Source organism: Caballeronia sp. GAWG1-5s-s, from assembly GCF_023631445.1.
Classification (GTDB): domain Bacteria; phylum Pseudomonadota; class Gammaproteobacteria; order Burkholderiales; family Burkholderiaceae; genus Caballeronia.
Genome location: NZ_JALQDC010000010.1, coordinates 145286 through 162210 on the forward strand (window position 1 = coordinate 145286; position 16925 = coordinate 162210).

The following is a 16925-nucleotide window of genomic DNA, read 5'->3' on the forward strand; positions in this document are numbered from 1 at the left end:
CGCCTTGCGCGTTTTGTACGATCGGTCGCTGCGCGCGTTGCGAGCGTGGCTAACGTGCAGCGAGGAAGCGATAGAAATTGCGCAGCATGCCCGCCGTCGCGCCCCAGATGAAGTACGGCGCCTTGCCTTCGCTCGGCGTGTACGGCATCGCGAAGAACCGCCGCTCGCCGCCTTCCCAACGAAACACGCGCACTTCGTGGTTCGCCGGATTCATGAGCCACGCGAGCGGCACTTCGAAGATATCGGCGACTTCGCTCGTGTCGGCCTGCAATGTGAACGGCGGATAGACGAGCGCGACGACCGGCGTCACGCGAAAGCCCGTGCCGGTCAGATAGTCGGGCATCGCGCCGATGACTTCGCAATGCTCCGCGCCGAGGCCGACTTCCTCGCGCGCTTCGCGAAGCGCGGTGGCGGCGGCATCGGCGTCTTCGGGCTCGCGGCGTCCGCCGGGGAAGCTGATCTGGCCGGCATGATCGGAGAGATGATCGGCGCGCTGAGTCAACAGCACAGTGAGCCCGCCCTCGCGCACGACAAGCGGCACGAGCACCGAAGCGACGCGCGGATCGCCGCCGATCGCCTTGATGCGCTGCTCGGGCGGCTCCTGCGTCCAGTCGAGTTCTTTCGTGAAGCGTTCGCGCAGTCCGTCCGGCGTCAGGCGTTCCGGCGGAATGGGCGGCATGGCTTCGCCCGTCGAGACGACGGGCATCTGTTCGGGTTCGAGAATGCGCGGAGTCGATGTCTTGCCAGTGGACACGGGTCTCAAGCCTGAATGTGGAAGATACGATTTGAACACACCAAAGAAAAAAGCACCCGCGAGGGGTGCTTTTTCCGGTGCGACTGCGCTGCTGAGAGCTTACTCGGCGGCGGTAGCGGCACGGTCCTTCGAGACCAGCTTTTCCTTGATTCGAGCCGACTTGCCCGAACGCTCGCGCAGGTAGTACAGCTTCGCGCGACGAACGTCACCGCGACGCTTCACGACGATGCTCGCGAGCAGCGGCGAGTAGGTCTGGAACGTACGCTCGACGCCTTCGCCCGACGAAATCTTGCGGACGATGAAGTTCGAGTTCAGGCCACGATTGCGCTTTGCGATCACGACGCCTTCGTAAGCCTGCACGCGCTTGCGCGTACCTTCGACGACGTTCACGTTGACGACGACCGTGTCGCCCGGACCGAAGTCGGGGATGGCCTTCTCGCCCAGCACGCGTGCGATCTCTTCCTTCTCGAGTTGTTCAATCAGATTCATTACTGACTCCTTGTGCCATCTTGCCGGAGTTGTGTGCCTCGACTTCTGGTAAGAGGCCCCGGTAGAGGATGGGTTCACTTCCGGCGCCGATGTTGGTCGGCGCCCCCATTTGTCCCGCTCGTAGCCCGAAGCTTATTGCGGCTTCGACGCGTCCTTCGCGAGACTTGCAAGCCACGCCTCGTCGGCACGGCTCAGCAACTTGCTCTTGCGCGCCCGCTCGATCAGATCGGGCCGCTTGATGAACGTATTGCGCAATGCTTCGCGCCTGCGCCAGGCGTCGATTTCCTTGTGATGGCCGCCGAGCAGCACATCCGGCACGCGCACGCCTTCGTATTCCTCCGGGCGCGTGTAGTGCGGACAGTCGAGCAATACGTCGACGAAACTGTCCTGCACTGCGGATTGCGCGTCGTTCAGCACGCCGGGCAAGTGGCGCACGACCGCGTCCATCAGCGCCATGGCCGGCAATTCGCCGCCGGATAGCACGAAGTCGCCGAGGCTCACTTCCTCGTCCACCACGCGATCGATCAAACGCTGGTCGATCGCTTCGTACCGGCCGCACAACAACACAAGGCCGGGTTCCTGCGAGAAACGCATCACGCGATCATGGTCCAGCTTCGCGCCTTGCGGCGACATCATCACGACGCGCGTGTTCTCGATGCCCTGCTCGCGCTGCGCTGTCTTGGCCGCATCGATCGCGTCTTCCAGCGGACGCGCCAGCATGACCATGCCGGGGCCGCCGCCGTAAGGACGGTCGTCGATGGTGCGGTAGTTGTCCGTGGTGAAATCGCGCGGATTCCATGTGCGCAGACCGAACCGCCCCTGCTTCACCGCCCGGCTGGTGATGCCCCAGTCGGTCAGCGCGCGAAACATCTCGGGAAAGAGCGTCACGACATCGAACTGCATCGCCCTCTCCGTGTTCTGCCGATGGCTTTCAATAATCGGCGTCCCAGTCGACGACGATACGCTTCGCCGCCCGATCCACCGTCTTCACGTACACGCCGACGAACGGAATAAGCCGCTCGCCGGTGACGGGCTCGCCATCCTTGTTCGTGGCCGGGTACTCGACCCGCAGGATGGAATGCGCGCCGTTGTCGATCATGTCGGCAACGCGGCCAAGCGCCACGCCCGCTTCGTTTTCGACATCGAGGCCGATCAGATCGACCCAGTAGAACTCGTCTTCGTCGTCGAGCTTCGGAAAGTCGCTGCGCGCGATGTGCACCGCGTAGCCTTTCAGCGTCAGCGCGGCGTCGCGGTCGTCGCAACCCGCCAGACTCGCGACGATCGAATCTCCGTGCACCTTCGACTGCAAACGGCGCGCGGACTTGCGGTCGCGATTCTTGACGAGCCACCAACGCTTGGCCGTGAGCAGCGCGTCGCCGCCCGACTTGCCGTGCGCATGCGGCATGACCTTGACCCAGCCCTTCAGGCCATAGGCATCCACGATGAAACCGACTTCGACTGCATCTTCCGGCAGACTCTCCGCCGGCTCGATGCCCTCGCCGCCGCCTTCGGGCTTGCCTTCGCCCGAAACGCCGGCCGCCACGCGGCGCGCGCCCGGCTTGCGGACGAACGCGCCGAACGTGGCGGCACCTTCCTGTTGCCCCGGCTTCGGTTGACTGACGGAACCGGACTCGTGGCCGTTTTGGGGATCACGCGCGGGCATCAGCGAACCTTTGGGCGAATATGGAGTGACCGAGCAGCAGCCACGCTTGACGGCGTGACGCGCCACTCAATCGACAAGCACAAGACAGCTTAAGCAGCCGGCTGAGCTTGTTTCGACTGCTTGACCAGACGCTCGACGGTCGGCGACAGTTGCGCGCCGACGCCTTGCCAGTAGGTCAGGCGATCTTGAGCGATTCGCAGCGATTCGCCCTTGGTGGCGACCGGGTTGTAGAAACCCACGCGCTCGATGAAGCGGCCGTCACGGCGGCTACGCGAATCGGTTGCGACGATGTTGTAGAACGGGCGCTTCTTCGAGCCGCCACGAGCCAAGCGGATGATGACCATGCTGAAATCCTTGAAAACCGGGGTTCGGAACTACCAGAACACGCGATTATAACGGGAATCCGAAGCCCTAACAAACACTTAACGCATTTTTTGCTGGCAACGTGCGGCGCCGGGAGCCGCCGCGAGCGAAATGTCGCGTTCTGTCTACGCCGCGCGCCGCATCGTAAAATGACGAATCTGCACTGATTACCGCTCTCCAAGATGACTTCCTCGTCCGTTGCCGCGCAGTCCGATTCGAAGCCTGCGGGCAAGCCGGCTCCGCCCTACTTCCGCTCGAAAACACTAACCGCCGCGCTCGCGTTTCTGTTCGGCAGCATTGGCCTGCACCGCTTCTATCTGTATGGCATGCGCGACAAGTACGGCTGGGCGCATATCGTGGGGATCGCGATGGGCGCGGTCGGCTATCTGCTGCTCGCCGCGACCGAGCGTACGTCGGTGCTCGGCTGGGCGCTCGCCGTGCCGGGCGCGGTGTCGCTGCTCGCGGCGTTTCTCTCGGCGATCGTCTACGGACTGCGGCCCGATGCGAAGTGGGACGCGCAGTTCAACGCCCATACCGGCCGTCAAAGCCACTCGGGCTGGACGGTGATCTTCGTGGTGATCTTCTCGCTGCTGATCGGAGCGTTCCTGTTGATGACTGGCCTCGCCCTGACGTTCCAGACGTATTTCGAAGGCCAGGTGGAAGCCGCCAAGACGTTGTCGCAATAAGTTCAGAATAGGTTCAGCTGGCCGCCAGCCGCAGGCACCGCCGCCCGCTGGGCCTTCGCGCTCGCTGGCCGCTGGAACTCCGACATATCGAGAATGCCGCGATTGCGCAGGTTTAGACCGAGCCGCTTTGTCGCCTGACTAAAGCGTTGTTTCAGCATGTCCGCCCACAGGCCCTCGCCCTTCATGCGCGTGGCGAAGTCCGAGTCGTAGTCCTTGCCGCCGCGCATGTCGCGCACGCGGCTCATCACGCGGTCCGCGCGATCCGGGAAATGCGCGGCGAGCCAGTCCTTGAAAAGCGGCGCCACTTCCCACGGCAGACGCAGCACGATATAGCTCGCCGTGGTCGCGCCCGCCTCCGCGCAGGCTTCCAGCACGCGTTCGAGGTCCGGTTCCGTGACGAACGGGATCACCGGCGCGATGCTCACGCCGACCGGAATGCCCGCGTCGGCGAGCGTGCGAATGGTGCGCAGCCGGCGCGACGGCGTGGCGGCGCGCGGTTCGAGCGTGCGCGCGATGTCGGCATCGAGCGTCGTGACGGTGATCGCCGCCATGAACTGCTTGCGCTCGGCCATGCGCGCGAGCAGATCGATATCGCGTTCGATCAGCGACGACTTCGTGATCGCCCCGAACGGATGCCCGCAGTCGTGGAGAATCTCGATCACCCGCCGCGTCAGCTTCAGATCGCGCTCGACCGGCTGATACGCGTCCGTATTGACGCCGAGCGCGATGGGGTCCGGCTGATAGCTCGGCTTCGCCAGTTCGCGCTCGAGCAATTCTCCGGCGTTAATTTTCGCGTAGATGCGGCTTTCGAAATCCAGTCCCGGCGAGAGGCCGAGATAGCTGTGAGTCGGACGCGCGAAGCAATAGATGCAGCCGTGTTCGCAGCCACGGTATGGGTTCAACGAAACCGTGAATGGGATGTCCGGCGAGTTGTTGCGCGTGAGAATGCTCTTCGCGCGTTCCTCGAAAACCTGCGTGCGCAGCGGCGGCGAGCCTTCGTCCTCGGCGGTTTCGTGCGTCCAGCCGTCGTCGACGCGCTCGCGCTCGTCCTTCTCGTAGCGGCCTTGAAGGTTGGACACAGCGCCGCGCCCCTTCAGCGGCGAAGGCGGCGCGACAGGGAATTCATCGTCCGGCGTGGGCATTGCGGTCACAGGGTTGCGTCGTACAGTACTGTACAAATATACAGTATCGCGCCGCGACCGCAAGCGGTTTTTTAGACGTCGACCGGAATGGTCAGCGTCTCCTTGATCTCCTCCATCACCACGTAGCTTTTCGACTGCACGGCTCCCGGCAGTTGCAGAAGAATGTCGCCGAGCAGCTTGCGGTAGTCGGCCATTTCGCCGATGCGCGCCTTGATCAGATAGTCGAAATCGCCCGAAACGAGATGACATTCGAGCACTTCGGGAATGCGCTGAACCTCGCGCCGAAACTGTTCGAACATGTTGCCGCTTTTGTGATCCAGCGTGATTTCGACGAACACGAGCAGCGCCGCGCCCAGTTGCGCAGGGTTCACGCGCGCGTAGTAGCCGGTGATCACGCCGTCGCGTTCCATGCGCCGCACGCGCTCGATGCACGGCGTCACCGACAGGCCGACACGCTCCGCCAGATCCTTCATCGCGATGCGTCCGTCCTGCTGCAGGATGCTCAAAATCTTGTGATCGAGTTTATCGAGCGTCCGAAGCGGATTTCGCTGCGTTCTCATCGTTTCCTTCCTGAAAATCCGCGAAATACAATAACTAAAACTGCCTTACTGCCAATAGTATAGGCGATAACACTAGCCGGACAATCCGTCGCAGCCCTCGTGCGATTCGCGACTGTCCAGTCGGATCGGAAACGGAGATCACATGCGAATCGTTATTCTGGGAAGCGGCGTCGTCGGCGTGACTAGCGCGTATTACCTCGCGCGCGCCGGGCACGAAGTCACGGTCATCGACCGCGAAGCCGGCCCCGCGCTCGAAACCAGTTTCGCCAATGCGGGACAGATTTCGCCGGGCTACGCGTCGCCGTGGGCCGCGCCGGGCGTGCCGCTCAAGGCCGTCAAATGGATGTTCGAAAAGCACGCGCCGCTCGCCATCCGCCTCGACGGCACGATGAGCCAGCTTCAGTGGATGTGGCAGATGCTGCGCAACTGCACGCAGGAGCGCTACACGGTGAACAAAGGCCGCATGGTGCGCCTCGCCGAATACAGCCGCGATTGCCTGCAGGCGTTGCGCGCGGACACCGGCATTCAATACGAAGGCCGCACCGGCGGCACGTTGCAGGTGTTCCGCACGCAGCAGCAGTTGGACGGCGCGGCCAAAGACATCGCGGTGTTGAAGGACGCCAACGTGCCGTTCGAGTTGCTGTCGGCGGAGGAGCTGGCGAAGGCCGAGCCGGCGCTCGCCGCCGTATCGCACAAGCTGACGGGCGGCCTGCGCCTGCCGAACGACGAAACCGGCGACTGCCAGATGTTCACCACGCGCTTGGCCGCGATGGCCGAAGCGCTCGGCGTCGAGTTTCGCTACAAGACGCCGATCGACGCGCTGCGCGTGAGCAACGGCCGCATCGCCGCCGTGCAATGCGGGAGAGAACTTATCACGGCGGATTCGTATGTCGTCGCGCTCGGGTCGTATTCGCCGAAGCTGCTCGGCGATCTCGTCAAGATTCCGGTGTATCCGCTGAAGGGCTATTCGATCACCGCGCCGATCGTCGATGCGAAGCGCGCTCCGGTCTCCACGGTGCTCGACGAAACGTACAAGATCGCGATCACGCGCTTCGACGACCGCATTCGCGTCGGTGGCATGGCGGAGATTGTCGGCTATGACAAGACGCTGAAGCAGGCACGTCGCGAGACGCTCGAAATGTGCGTGAACGACCTGTTCCCCGGCGGCGGCGATACCGCGAGCGCGAGTTTCTGGACCGGCCTGCGCCCGATGACGCCGGACGGCACGCCGATCGTCGGCCGCACGCCCGTGCCCAATCTCTTCCTCAACACCGGCCACGGCACGCTCGGCTGGACGATGTCGTGCGGTTCGGGCCAGTTGCTCGCGGACCTGATGTCCGGCAGGCAGCCCGCTATCCGCTCGGACGACTTGTCGGTGCATCGCTACTTCGGCGATGCAAGCGTCACCGGGCGACCGGCCTACGCCGACGCCTGACATTCGAACCGGCTGATTGAACGACGGCGCCTGCAAAGGCGCCGTCGTCGTTTTCAGAACTGATCTTCGCTCAGCGCGAGCACGCCTTCGTGTCCGTTGGCGCTCACGATCGCCGCCTCGAAGCCGGGCGCGTGCGACAAGATGTGTTCCGCGAAGAACTCGGCGGTCGCGATCTTCGCCGAATAGAACGGCTCGTCTTCGGCGCGTTTCGTTTGCGCGACGAGCATCGCGCGGGCCATTTGCCAGCCGGAAAGCACGATGCCGGCGAGCTTCAGATACGGCACGCTGCCCGCGAACACCGCGTTCGGATCGCTCTTGAACCGCGCGACGACGAACTCGATGACGCGCGCGAGCGACAGGCTGCCCGCGCTCAGATGACGATGCATCGACTTGAACGCCTGGCCGTCGACTTCGGCGAGCGCCGAGATGGTCTGGTCGATATGGGCGAGCAGCGCCTGCGCGGTCGCGCCGCCATCGCGTACGGTCTTGCGCCCGATCAGATCGTTGGCCTGAATAGCGGTCGTGCCTTCGTAGATCGGCAGGATGCGCGCATCTCGATAATGCTGCGCGGCGCCGGTCTCCTCGATGAAGCCCATGCCGCCATGCACCTGCACGCCGAGGCTCGCGACATCCACGGAAATTTCGGTGCTGAAGCCCTTGACGATCGGCACGAGGAATTCATAGACCGCCTGATGGCGCTTGCGCACCGCTTCTTCCGGATGCGCGTGCGCCAGGTCGCTATGCGCGGCGGCGACATAGGCGAGCGCGCGCGCGCCTTCCGTATAGGCGCGCATCGTGGCGAGCATGCGGCGCACGTCCGGATGCTGGATGATCGACACCGCCGCCTTCGCGCTGCCATCCACCGGGCGGCTTTGGACGCGCTCCTTCGCATATGCGACGGCCTGCTGATACGCCCGCTCCGAAACCGCGACGCCCTGCATGCCGACGGCGAAACGCGCGGCGTTCATCATGATGAACATGTATTCGAGGCCGCGATTCTCCTCGCCGATCAAATAGCCGACCGCCCCGCCGTGGTCGCCGTATTGGAGCACGGCGGTCGGGCTCGCCTTGATGCCGAGCTTGTGCTCGATGGAGACGCAATGCACGTCGTTGCGTTCTCCGAGCGACCCGTCGTCGTTGACGAGAAACTTCGGCACGATAAAGAGCGAAATGCCCTTCACGCCTTCCGGCGCATCGGGCGTGCGCGCGAGCACCAGATGCACGATGTTCTCCGTCATATCGTGCTCGCCGTAGGTGATGAAGATTTTCGTGCCGAAGAGCTTGTACGTGCCGTCGCCCTGCGGCTCGGCGCGCGTGCGCACGAGCGCCAGATCGGAGCCGGCTTGCGGCTCGGTCAGGTTCATCGTGCCGGTCCATTCGCCGGAAATGAACTTCGGCAGATAGCGCGCCTTCTGCTCTTCGCTGCCGGCTGTCAACAACGCTTCGATCGCGCCGTCTGTCAGCAGCGGACAGAGCGCGAACGAAAGATTGGCCGAGTTGAGCATTTCAATGCAGGCAGTCGCGATGAGCTTCGGCAGGTTCTGTCCGCCGAACTCCGCCGGATGCACGATGCCTTGCCACCCGCCCTCCGCGAACTGGCGAAACGCGTCCCTGAAGCCGGGCGTCGTCGTCACCTGTCCGTTCGCCCACGTGCTGGGTTGGCGATCGCCCGTGACGTTCAGCGGCGCAAGCACTTCGCCGCAGAAGCGCGCGGCTTCTTCGACGACAGCCTGCGCGGTGTCGAAGTTGCCGTCCTCATAGCCCGGCAGCGCGGCGATGCTGTCGATATCGGCCAGTTCCTTCATGACGAACAGCATGTCCTTCACCGGAGCGCGGTAGCTCATCGTTTGTCTCCTCTTTCGTTTCCGGATGCAAAAAGGGCGCAACGGTTGTCGCGCCCTTTGTTTTTCTATTGCAGGCGCCGCTTGCGACGCACGCGATCAGCCGAGTTCTTTCACCAGTTCCGGCACCACCGAGAACAGATCGCCGACGAGGCCGTAATCCGCCACGCTGAAGATCGGTGCTTCGGCGTCCTTGTTGATCGCGACGATCACCTTGCTGTCCTTCATGCCGGCCAAGTGCTGAATCGCGCCCGAAATACCGACGGCCACGTACAACTGCGGCGCGACGATCTTGCCCGTTTGGCCGACTTGATAATCGTTCGGCACGTAGCCCGCGTCGACCGCCGCGCGCGATGCGCCCAGCGCCGCGCCGAGCTTGTCCGCGAGCGGTTCCAGCACTTGCGTGTAGTTCTCGCCGCTGCCGAGACCGCGCCCGCCCGAGACGATAATGTTCGCGCTCGTCAGTTCCGGCCGGTCGAGCTTCGTCACTTCGCGATTGACGAACTGCGAGACGCCCGCATCGGCCGCTGCTTCGATCTTCTCGACCGATGCGCTGCCGCCTTCAGCCGCGACCGGATCGAAGCCCGTCGCGCGAACCGTGATGACCTTGATCGGATCAGCCGATTGCACCGTCGCGATCGCATTTCCCGCGTAGATCGGACGCTCGAACGTGTCTGCGCTCACGACAGCCGTGATCTCGCTGATCTGCGCGACATCCAGATGCGCGGCGATACGCGGCGCGATGTTCTTGCCGTAAGCCGTCGCCGGCGCGACGATGTGCGAATAGTCCTTGGCGATGTTCAGCACCGTGCCTTCGACGTTCTCCGCGAGTCCTTCGGCCAGTTGCGGCGCATCGGCCAGCAACACCTTGGAAACGCCTGCGATCTTCGCCGCTTGTTCCGCCGCGCCCTGCGCGTTCGAACCCGCGACCAGAACGTGAATACCGCCGCCCAGCTTGGCCGCTGCCGCGACCGTGTTCAACGTCGCCGCCTTGATCGACGCGTTGTCGTGTTCTGCAATTACGAGAGTCGTCACGTTAGATCACCTTCGCTTCGGTTTTCAGTTTCTCGACCAGCGTCTTCACGTCCGGCACCGTCACGCCGGCGCTGCGCTTGGGCGGCTCGGTGACTTTCAGCGTCTTCAGACGCGGCGCGACATCGACGCCCAGATCGGCGGGCGTCACGGTCGTCAGCGGCTTTTTCTTCGCCTTCATGATGTTGGGCAGCGTCACGTAGCGCGGCTCGTTGAGGCGCAGGTCGGTCGTCACCACGGCGGGCAGTTTCAGCGACAGCGTTTCCGCGCCGCCATCCACTTCACGCGAGACAGTCGCGCGGCCATCGGCGATCACGACTTTCGATGCGAACGTCGCCTGCGGCAGCCCCGCCAGTGCTGCAAGCATCTGGCCGGTCTGGTTCGAATCGTCGTCGATCGCCTGCTTGCCGAGAATCACGAGCTCCGGCTTTTCCTGATCGACCAGCGCCTTGAGCAACTTCGCCACTGCCAGCGGCTGCAACTCCTCGGCGGTTTCAACGAGAATCGCGCGATCCGCGCCGATCGCCAGCGCCGTGCGCAGCGTTTCCTGACATTGCGTGACGCCGCACGACACCGCGATCACTTCCGTTGCGACACCCGCTTCCTTCAGACGCACCGCCTCTTCCACGGCGATTTCGTCGAACGGGTTCATCGACATCTTCACGTTGGCGAGTTCGACGCCCGTGTTGTCCGATTTCACGCGGACCTTCACGTTGTAGTCGACCACGCGCTTGACTGGCACCAGAATTTTCATCCACACGCTCCAAAGTTACGATTACGTCAACCCAGCCTCATTATACGAGCCGCGCGTTCGCGCCTTCGGCCAGAACGGCGAACCGGGTCAGCGTGCAATCCATTTGATCTCACTTTAAAAGAACGGTCGTTCGCTTTCCATCCCAAAAAACCCGGATGCGGCGAGAAAGCTCACCAGGCCGCGATGACCGCGCCGGCGTACTTGCCCTCGATGAACTGCTTCACTTCCGGCGAGTGATAGGCGGCCACGAGCTTGCCGACCCACGGCTTGTCCTTGTCGGCGGCGCGGATGGCGATGATGTTCGCGTACGGGCCGCGCGGATCTTCGATGGCGATGGCGTCGGACTTCGGCTTCAGGCCGGCTTCCATCGCGAAGTTCGTGTTGATGGCGGCGGCATCGACATCGGCGAGCGAGCGCGGAATCTGCGCGGCGTCCAGTTCGACGATCTTCAGCTTCTTCGGATTCTCGACGATATCGAGCGGCGTCGCCTTCAGGCCCGCATCCGCGCGCAGCTTCAGCAAGCCCTGCTTTTGCAGCAGCAGCAACGCGCGGCCGCCGTTGGTCGGATCGTTCGGCACGGCGATGCGCGCGCCATTCGGCAACTCATTCAGCGACTTGAGCTTCTTCGAATAGATGCCCATCGGGAACGTGACCGTATCGGCGACCTTAATAAGCTTGTAGCCGCGGTCTTTCACCTGCGCGTCCAGATACGGCTGATGCTGGTAGCTGTTGGCGTCGAGATCGCCCGCCGCGAGTGCCGCGTTCGGCTGCACGTAGTCCGAGAATTCGACGACCGTGATCTTCAGCCCGTTCTTCGCGGCGACCTGCTTCACGACTTCCATGACTTGCGCGTGCGGGCCGCCCGTCACGCCGACCTTGATGGCGTTGTCGTCCGCGTGCGCGAGCGTGCTCATGAGCGATGCCGCGCCGAGCGCCGCGGCGAACTTCAGGATGAATCGACGTTGCATGTGCTGACCTTCTTCTTAATGGAATTATTTGTGGCTCAGACGGCGCACGAGCCAGTCGCCGAACGACTGCACGAGCTGCACGAACACGATGAGAATGACGACGACCGCCAGCATCACTCCCGGCAGGAATCGCTGGTAGCCGTAGCGGATGCCGAGATCGCCGAGGCCGCCGCCGCCGATCGCGCCGGCCATCGCCGAATAGCCGACCAGCGAGACGAACGTGATGGTGAGTCCCGCGACGACACCCGGCAGCGACTCCGGCAGCAGCACCTTGAAGACGATCTGGCTCGTGGTCGCGCCCATGGCCTGCGCGGCTTCGATGAGACCGCGATCCACTTCGCGCAGCGCCGTTTCGACGAGCCGCGCAATGAACGGCGCCGCCGCGATGGTGAGCGGCACGACCGCCGCCGCCGTGCCGATGGACGAGCCGACGATGAGCCGCGTGAACGGAATGACCGCGACAAGCAGGATGATGAACGGCGTCGAGCGCACCGCATTGACGATGCCGCCGAGCACGCGGTTGACGGCCATGTTTCGCAGCACGCCGTCGCGGTCGGTCAGATAGAGCAGCACGCCGAGCGGCAGGCCCACCGCCGCGCCGACGAGTCCCGAGATGCCGACCATGATCAGCGTTTCCCAGAACGACTGCACGAACATGTCGAACATTTCACTCAACATGGGACAACTCCTCCACGACCACGCCTTGCGTGCGCAAATAAGCGATCGCCTCCGCGACCTTGACCGGCTGACCGCCCGCCAGCACGGCGAGTGATCCGAACGCCTGCCCCTGAATCTCGTCGATCTGGCCGTGCAGGATGTTGAAGTCCAGTTCGTAGCGGCGGATCGTTTCGGAAAGAATCGGCTGGTCGACGCCCGAGCCCGTGAACGCGAGCCGCAGCAAATGGCCGCTGCCACTCTTGAGCCGCTCGGCGACGCGCGCCTTCAGCGCGGGCGGCAGCTCATGCGCGATGACATCGCCGATGAGCGCGCGCGTGACTTCGTGATGCGGCTGCATGAAGACATCGACGACCTTGCCTTCCTCGACCACGCGCCCCGCATCCAGCACGGCCACGCGATCGCAGACCTGCTTGATGACCTCCATCTGATGCGTGATGAGCACGATGGTGAGCCCGAGCTCGCGATTGATCTTGCGCAGCAGGTCGAGAATTGCGCGCGTGGTTTCGGGATCGAGCGCGGACGTGGCTTCGTCGGAGAGCAGCACTTTCGGATTGCTCGCGAGCGCCCGCGCGATGCCCACGCGCTGCTTCTGCCCGCCGCTGATCTGCGCCGGATACTTGTCCTTGTGCGTGGTGAGGCCGACGAGGTCGAGCAGCGGCAGCACCGCCGCTTCGATTTCCGCGCGCTTCTTGCCCGCGAGTTCGAGCGGCAGCGCGACGTTGCCGTACACCGTGCGCGAAGACAGAAGGTTGAAGTGCTGAAAGATCATGCCGATGTCGCGGCGCGCGGCGCGCAAGTCGTCGGGGCGCAGCGTCGTGAGATCGCGTCCATCGACGATCACGTTGCCTTCGCTCGGCCGCGTCAGCAGATTGAGCGTGCGCACCAGCGTGCTCTTGCCCGCCCCGCTGCGCCCGATGATGCCGAACACTTCGCCGGCGGGAATCGTCAAGTTGACGTTGTGCAGCGCTTCGACCCAGCCTCGGGGTCCCGCGAAACGCTGCGAGAGGTTACGTATGTCGATCATGCGCCGGTCTGGAAAATGCAAACGGCGGAAGGCTTCGCCAGGTGAGAGCACCCGCGCAGCCGGCCGCCGCTTGTTGAACTGCCGCTTTTTGAGAAGCGCGATTTTACAGGACGCTGACCGCTTCGCTTAATAACGATTTCGGATCGGCTAATTACGCTGGCCTATTTGGCCGCTCGCTAGATCTGCGCCAATGCCCGCAAGTGCGCGACGACGCTGCGCCCGAGCGCCGACAGGTTGTAGCCGCCTTCGAGACAACTGACGATGCGCCCCTCTGCATGGCGCTCCGCTACCGCACGAATCTGCTCGGTGATCCACGCGTAATCGTCTTCCACAAGGCCCATGTTGCCGAGGTCGTCCTCGCGGTGCGCGTCGAAACCGGCAGAGACGAACAACATCTGCGGCTTGAACTCCTCGAGGCGCGGCAGCCACATCAAGTCGATCACTTCGCGCACCGCCATGCCCTTCGTGCGCGCGGGCAGCGGCACGTTCACCATGTTCGGCGCGTGGCTGTCCGCGCCGCTGAACGGATAGAACGGATGCTGGAAGAAGCTGCACATCAGCACGCGCGAGTCGCCGGTGAAGGCGGCTTCGGTGCCGTTGCCGTGATGCACGTCGAAGTCGATGACCGCGACGCGTTGCAGTCCGTGCACTTCCAGCGCATGACGCGCGGCAATTGCGACGTTATTGAAGAGACAGAAGCCCATCGCGCGCGCGGGCTCCGCGTGATGGCCCGGCGGACGCACGCTGCAAAACGCGTTGTCGTAGCGGCCTTCGATGACGGCATCGGTCGCCGCGATGGCCGCGCCCGCCGCGCGCAACGCCGCGCGATACGACTGCGGACACATCGACGTGTCCGGGTCCAGTTCACTGCGCCCATGCTCCGGCGTGCGGCTCTTGATGTAGTCGATGTGCGCCTGCGTGTGGACGCGCGCGAGATCGGCTTCCTCGGCGAGCGGCGCGTCTTCGCGCTCGATCAGGGCGTCGATGCGGCTCGCGATGAGTTGATCTTCGATCGCCTGAAGGCGCGCGGCGCATTCGGGATGCCACTGGCCGTTATCGTGCTGAAGGCAGTCGGAGTGGGTGTAGAAGCCGGTGGCCATGATGTCTCGCAGTGCCGCTGTCGTCGGCGCGTCTCGTCTTTTTTCGTCATACGCGATCCCGTGCCGCGCATTTGACGTTAAGTTACCACACCGTTCGAAACGGCCGTCGCGCCGGGTCTTGCCGAGCCGCATCGGCATGGCGCGCGCAGGGCGTCGGTTATACTGCCCCGACGCCCCGGCAGCCAGCGCCGACGGCACGTTGCAGGCCAATGCGCTCGGTCAAGAATCGTTGCAAGAAGCTGCACGCGACGGCAGAACATCCGGCATCGCCCTCAATCGCTCACCAAGCACACTATGACTTTTCAGCTTGCCTCGCTCGATTTCCCTCTCAAGCCGCTGACGCGCGCGTTCATCGCTTCCTTGCTGTGCGCAATCGGCGGCGTCTGCGGCAACAGTGCCCTTGCGCAGTCGCAGCAGCCGCAGAGCGCGACGCCGCAAGGGCAAGTGTTCGAAGAAGAGATCGTGCCGCAGCGGTACGCGAACAACCCGAATGTCGAGGCGTTCATCAACGACATGGTCGCGCGCTACGATTTCGATCCCGCCACGCTGCACGACCTCTTCAATCGCGTGAGCTACTCCGCGACGGCGGTGAAGCTGGTGTTGCCGTCGCCCACGCCATCGCTCAAGAACTGGCGCGCGTACCAGTCGCGTTTCATCGAGCCGATTCGCATCAACGCGGGCGTGAAGTTCTGGCGCGCGAATCAGGCCACGTTGCAGCGCGCGTCCGCGCAGTTCGGCGTGCCGCCGGAAGTGATCGTCGGGATCATCGGTGTCGAGACCATCTACGGCAAGTACATGGGCAATTTCCGCGCGCTCGACGCGCTGACCACGCTCACGTTCGACTACCCGAACACGCCGAACCGCGCCGAACGTCAGGCGACGTTCCGCAAGAATCTCGAAGACCTGCTCGTCTGGACGCGCGATTCGCAAATCGATCCGACGACCGTGCTCGGCTCGTACACCGGCGCCATCGGCATTCCGCAGTTTCTGCCGAGCAGCATCGTGCAGTACGCGGTGGACTTCGACGGCAACGGCCGCATCGATTTGCGCACGAGTCCGGCGGATGCCATCGGCAGTGTCGCGAATTATCTGAAGCAGAACGGCTGGGAGCCGGGCCGTCCGGTCGTGTGGCGCATTGCGGGCGATGAAGGCAGCCAGGGCATCGCGCAAGCCGCGGCTGACGGGCAGCCGGAGCCGCACTGGTCGCTCGCGCAGTTGACGAAGGCCGGCATGCTGCTGACCGAGCCGGGCCTGAACCTGGGCGCGGAAGCGGCCACGCCGCTGACCGTCGTGGACCTGCCGACGCCGGGCCGCGCGACCGAATACACGCTCGGCCTCAAGAACTTCTATGTGCTGACGCGCTACAACCGCAGCTTCTTCTACGCGCTCGCCGTGTATCAGTTGGGCGAGGCCGTGAAGGCGCGCATGGCGGCGGGCGACGCGTCGCAATAAGGTCGCTTCTCATCGGCGGTCCGCCGTGCGAAGCGGACCGCGATTGATGAGCGCGCTCAGGCGGGAAAGACGCCCGTCGACAGATAACGGTCGCCGCGGTCGCAGACGATGAACACAATGGTCGCGTTCTCGAGCTGACGCGCGACGCGCAGCGCGACTTCGCACGCGCCGCCCGACGAAATGCCGGCGAAGATGCCTTCCACCGACGCGAGCCGCCGCGCCATTGCCTCGGCTGCCGCCTGACTCACGTTCTCCACGCGATCCACGCGGCTGCGATCGAAAATCTTCGGCAAGTACGCTTCCGGCCATTTGCGGATACCCGGAATGCGCGAGCCCTCCTCCGGCTGCGCGCCGATGATCTCGATCTTCTCGTTCTTCTCCTTCAGATACTGCGACACGCCCATGATCGTGCCGGTCGTGCCCATGGAGGAGACGAAATGCGTGATGCGTCCTTCGGTCTGCCGCCACAGTTCCGGACCGGTGGTTTCGTAGTGCGCCAGCGGATTGTCCGGATTCGCGAACTGATCGAGGATGATGCCACGGCCGTCGCGCTGCATCTGATCGGCGAGATCGCGCGCGTACTCCATGCCGCCCGTGACCGGCGTGAGAATGATCTGCGCGCCGTACGCGCCCATGCTCTGACGCCGCTCGATGGACAGGTCCTCCGGCATGATCAGCACCATCTTGTAGCCGCGCACGGCCGCTGCCATCGCGAGCGCAATGCCGGTGTTGCCGCTCGTCGCCTCGATCAGCGTGTCGCCCGGCTTGACGCGGCCGCGCTCTTCAGCTTTCCTGATCATCGACAGCGCCGGACGGTCTTTCACCGAGCCGGCCGGGTTATTGCCTTCGAGCTTGCCGAGCACGACGTTGTTGCGGCTGCGGATTTCATCGTCCACCACGCGGACGAGTTGCACGAGCGGCGTATTGCCGATCGTGTCTTCGATAGTCATGTAAGCCATAGCGGACCGGATTCGGGTTCCACGG

General features: G+C 63.9%; 18 protein-coding genes. 3 read left to right on the top strand and 15 right to left on the bottom strand.

Annotated elements, in window-relative coordinates; translation table 11 throughout:
• Window positions 1-49: 49 nt before the first annotated feature.
• From NCR34_RS10170 to rpsP, 5 genes are all read right to left on the bottom strand, one after another.
• Window positions 50-706 (bottom strand): CoA pyrophosphatase, encoded by a 657-nt coding sequence (locus tag NCR34_RS10170; RefSeq protein WP_206468263.1) that lies wholly within the window; start codon window positions 704-706, stop codon window positions 50-52.
• 147 nt (window positions 707-853) lie between these two features.
• Complete coding sequence (gene rplS, locus NCR34_RS10175; protein WP_159836713.1) at window positions 854-1243, bottom strand: 50S ribosomal protein L19; 390 nt, start codon at window positions 1241-1243, stop codon at window positions 854-856.
• A 132-nt stretch (window positions 1244-1375) separates the two neighbouring features.
• A complete protein-coding gene (gene trmD / locus NCR34_RS10180; protein WP_175944583.1) occupies window positions 1376-2146 on the bottom strand; it encodes a tRNA (guanosine(37)-N1)-methyltransferase TrmD in 771 nt (256 codons plus the stop codon).
• A 28-nt stretch (window positions 2147-2174) separates the two neighbouring features.
• Window positions 2175-2906 (bottom strand): ribosome maturation factor RimM, encoded by a 732-nt coding sequence (gene rimM, locus NCR34_RS10185; protein ID WP_250499787.1) that lies wholly within the window; start codon window positions 2904-2906, stop codon window positions 2175-2177.
• A gap of 89 nt (window positions 2907-2995) precedes the next feature.
• Window positions 2996-3250 (bottom strand): 30S ribosomal protein S16, encoded by a 255-nt coding sequence (rpsP, locus tag NCR34_RS10190; protein ID WP_175944588.1) that lies wholly within the window; start codon window positions 3248-3250, stop codon window positions 2996-2998.
• Window positions 3251-3451: 201 nt separating this feature from the next.
• Between rpsP and NCR34_RS10195 the strand changes: the two genes are divergently transcribed.
• A complete protein-coding gene (locus NCR34_RS10195) occupies window positions 3452-3955 on the top strand; it encodes a TM2 domain-containing protein (protein ID WP_250499788.1) in 504 nt (167 codons plus the stop codon).
• Between the two features lie 2 nt (window positions 3956-3957).
• Here the strand turns inward: NCR34_RS10195 and NCR34_RS10200 are convergent, their stop codons facing one another.
• Both NCR34_RS10200 and NCR34_RS10205 read right to left on the bottom strand, forming a co-directional pair.
• The gene (locus NCR34_RS10200) at window positions 3958-5097 is read right to left on the bottom strand and encodes a PA0069 family radical SAM protein (RefSeq protein WP_248322329.1); all 1140 of its coding nucleotides are present in this window, start codon (window positions 5095-5097) and stop codon (window positions 3958-3960) included.
• A gap of 71 nt (window positions 5098-5168) precedes the next feature.
• Complete coding sequence (locus NCR34_RS10205) at window positions 5169-5657, bottom strand: Lrp/AsnC ligand binding domain-containing protein (protein ID WP_248320287.1); 489 nt, start codon at window positions 5655-5657, stop codon at window positions 5169-5171.
• A 142-nt stretch (window positions 5658-5799) separates the two neighbouring features.
• Between NCR34_RS10205 and NCR34_RS10210 the strand changes: the two genes are divergently transcribed.
• Complete coding sequence (locus NCR34_RS10210) at window positions 5800-7092, top strand: D-amino acid dehydrogenase (protein ID WP_248320288.1); 1293 nt, start codon at window positions 5800-5802, stop codon at window positions 7090-7092.
• Between the two features lie 53 nt (window positions 7093-7145).
• Here NCR34_RS10210 and NCR34_RS10215 read toward each other — a convergent pair whose 3' ends face one another.
• The 7 genes from NCR34_RS10215 to NCR34_RS10245 all read right to left on the bottom strand — a co-directional run bounded on the left by NCR34_RS10215 (window position 7146) and on the right by NCR34_RS10245 (window position 14489).
• Complete coding sequence (locus tag NCR34_RS10215; protein ID WP_248320289.1) at window positions 7146-8936, bottom strand: acyl-CoA dehydrogenase; 1791 nt, start codon at window positions 8934-8936, stop codon at window positions 7146-7148.
• Between the two features lie 96 nt (window positions 8937-9032).
• Window positions 9033-9968, bottom strand: a complete 936-nt coding sequence (locus NCR34_RS10220) for an electron transfer flavoprotein subunit alpha/FixB family protein (protein ID WP_248320290.1) — start codon at window positions 9966-9968, stop codon at window positions 9033-9035.
• A gap of 1 nt (window position 9969) precedes the next feature.
• Entirely contained in the window at window positions 9970-10719 is a 750-nt protein-coding gene (locus NCR34_RS10225) for an electron transfer flavoprotein subunit beta/FixA family protein (RefSeq protein ID WP_248320291.1), read from the bottom strand.
• Window positions 10720-10889: 170 nt separating this feature from the next.
• Window positions 10890-11687, bottom strand: a complete 798-nt coding sequence (locus tag NCR34_RS10230; protein WP_248320292.1) for a MetQ/NlpA family ABC transporter substrate-binding protein — start codon at window positions 11685-11687, stop codon at window positions 10890-10892.
• A gap of 24 nt (window positions 11688-11711) precedes the next feature.
• On the bottom strand, window positions 11712-12365 hold the full coding sequence (locus tag NCR34_RS10235) for a methionine ABC transporter permease (protein WP_248320293.1): 654 nt from the start codon (window positions 12363-12365) through the stop codon (window positions 11712-11714).
• On the bottom strand, window positions 12355-13389 hold the full coding sequence (locus tag NCR34_RS10240) for a methionine ABC transporter ATP-binding protein (protein WP_248320294.1): 1035 nt from the start codon (window positions 13387-13389) through the stop codon (window positions 12355-12357). Before NCR34_RS10240 ends, NCR34_RS10235 begins: the two co-directional genes overlap by 11 nt.
• 176 nt (window positions 13390-13565) lie before the next feature.
• Window positions 13566-14489, bottom strand: a complete 924-nt coding sequence (locus NCR34_RS10245; RefSeq protein ID WP_248320295.1) for a histone deacetylase family protein — start codon at window positions 14487-14489, stop codon at window positions 13566-13568.
• Window positions 14490-14783: 294 nt separating this feature from the next.
• Here NCR34_RS10245 and mltB point away from each other — a divergent pair, with 294 nt between their 5' ends.
• A complete protein-coding gene (gene mltB, locus NCR34_RS10250) occupies window positions 14784-15941 on the top strand; it encodes a lytic murein transglycosylase B (protein ID WP_248320296.1) in 1158 nt (385 codons plus the stop codon).
• 56 nt (window positions 15942-15997) lie between these two features.
• On the opposite strand, the gene cysM is transcribed toward mltB, so the two are convergent.
• Window positions 15998-16900 (bottom strand): cysteine synthase CysM, encoded by a 903-nt coding sequence (gene cysM, locus NCR34_RS10255; RefSeq protein ID WP_248320297.1) that lies wholly within the window; start codon window positions 16898-16900, stop codon window positions 15998-16000.
• Window positions 16901-16925 lie beyond the last annotated feature (25 nt).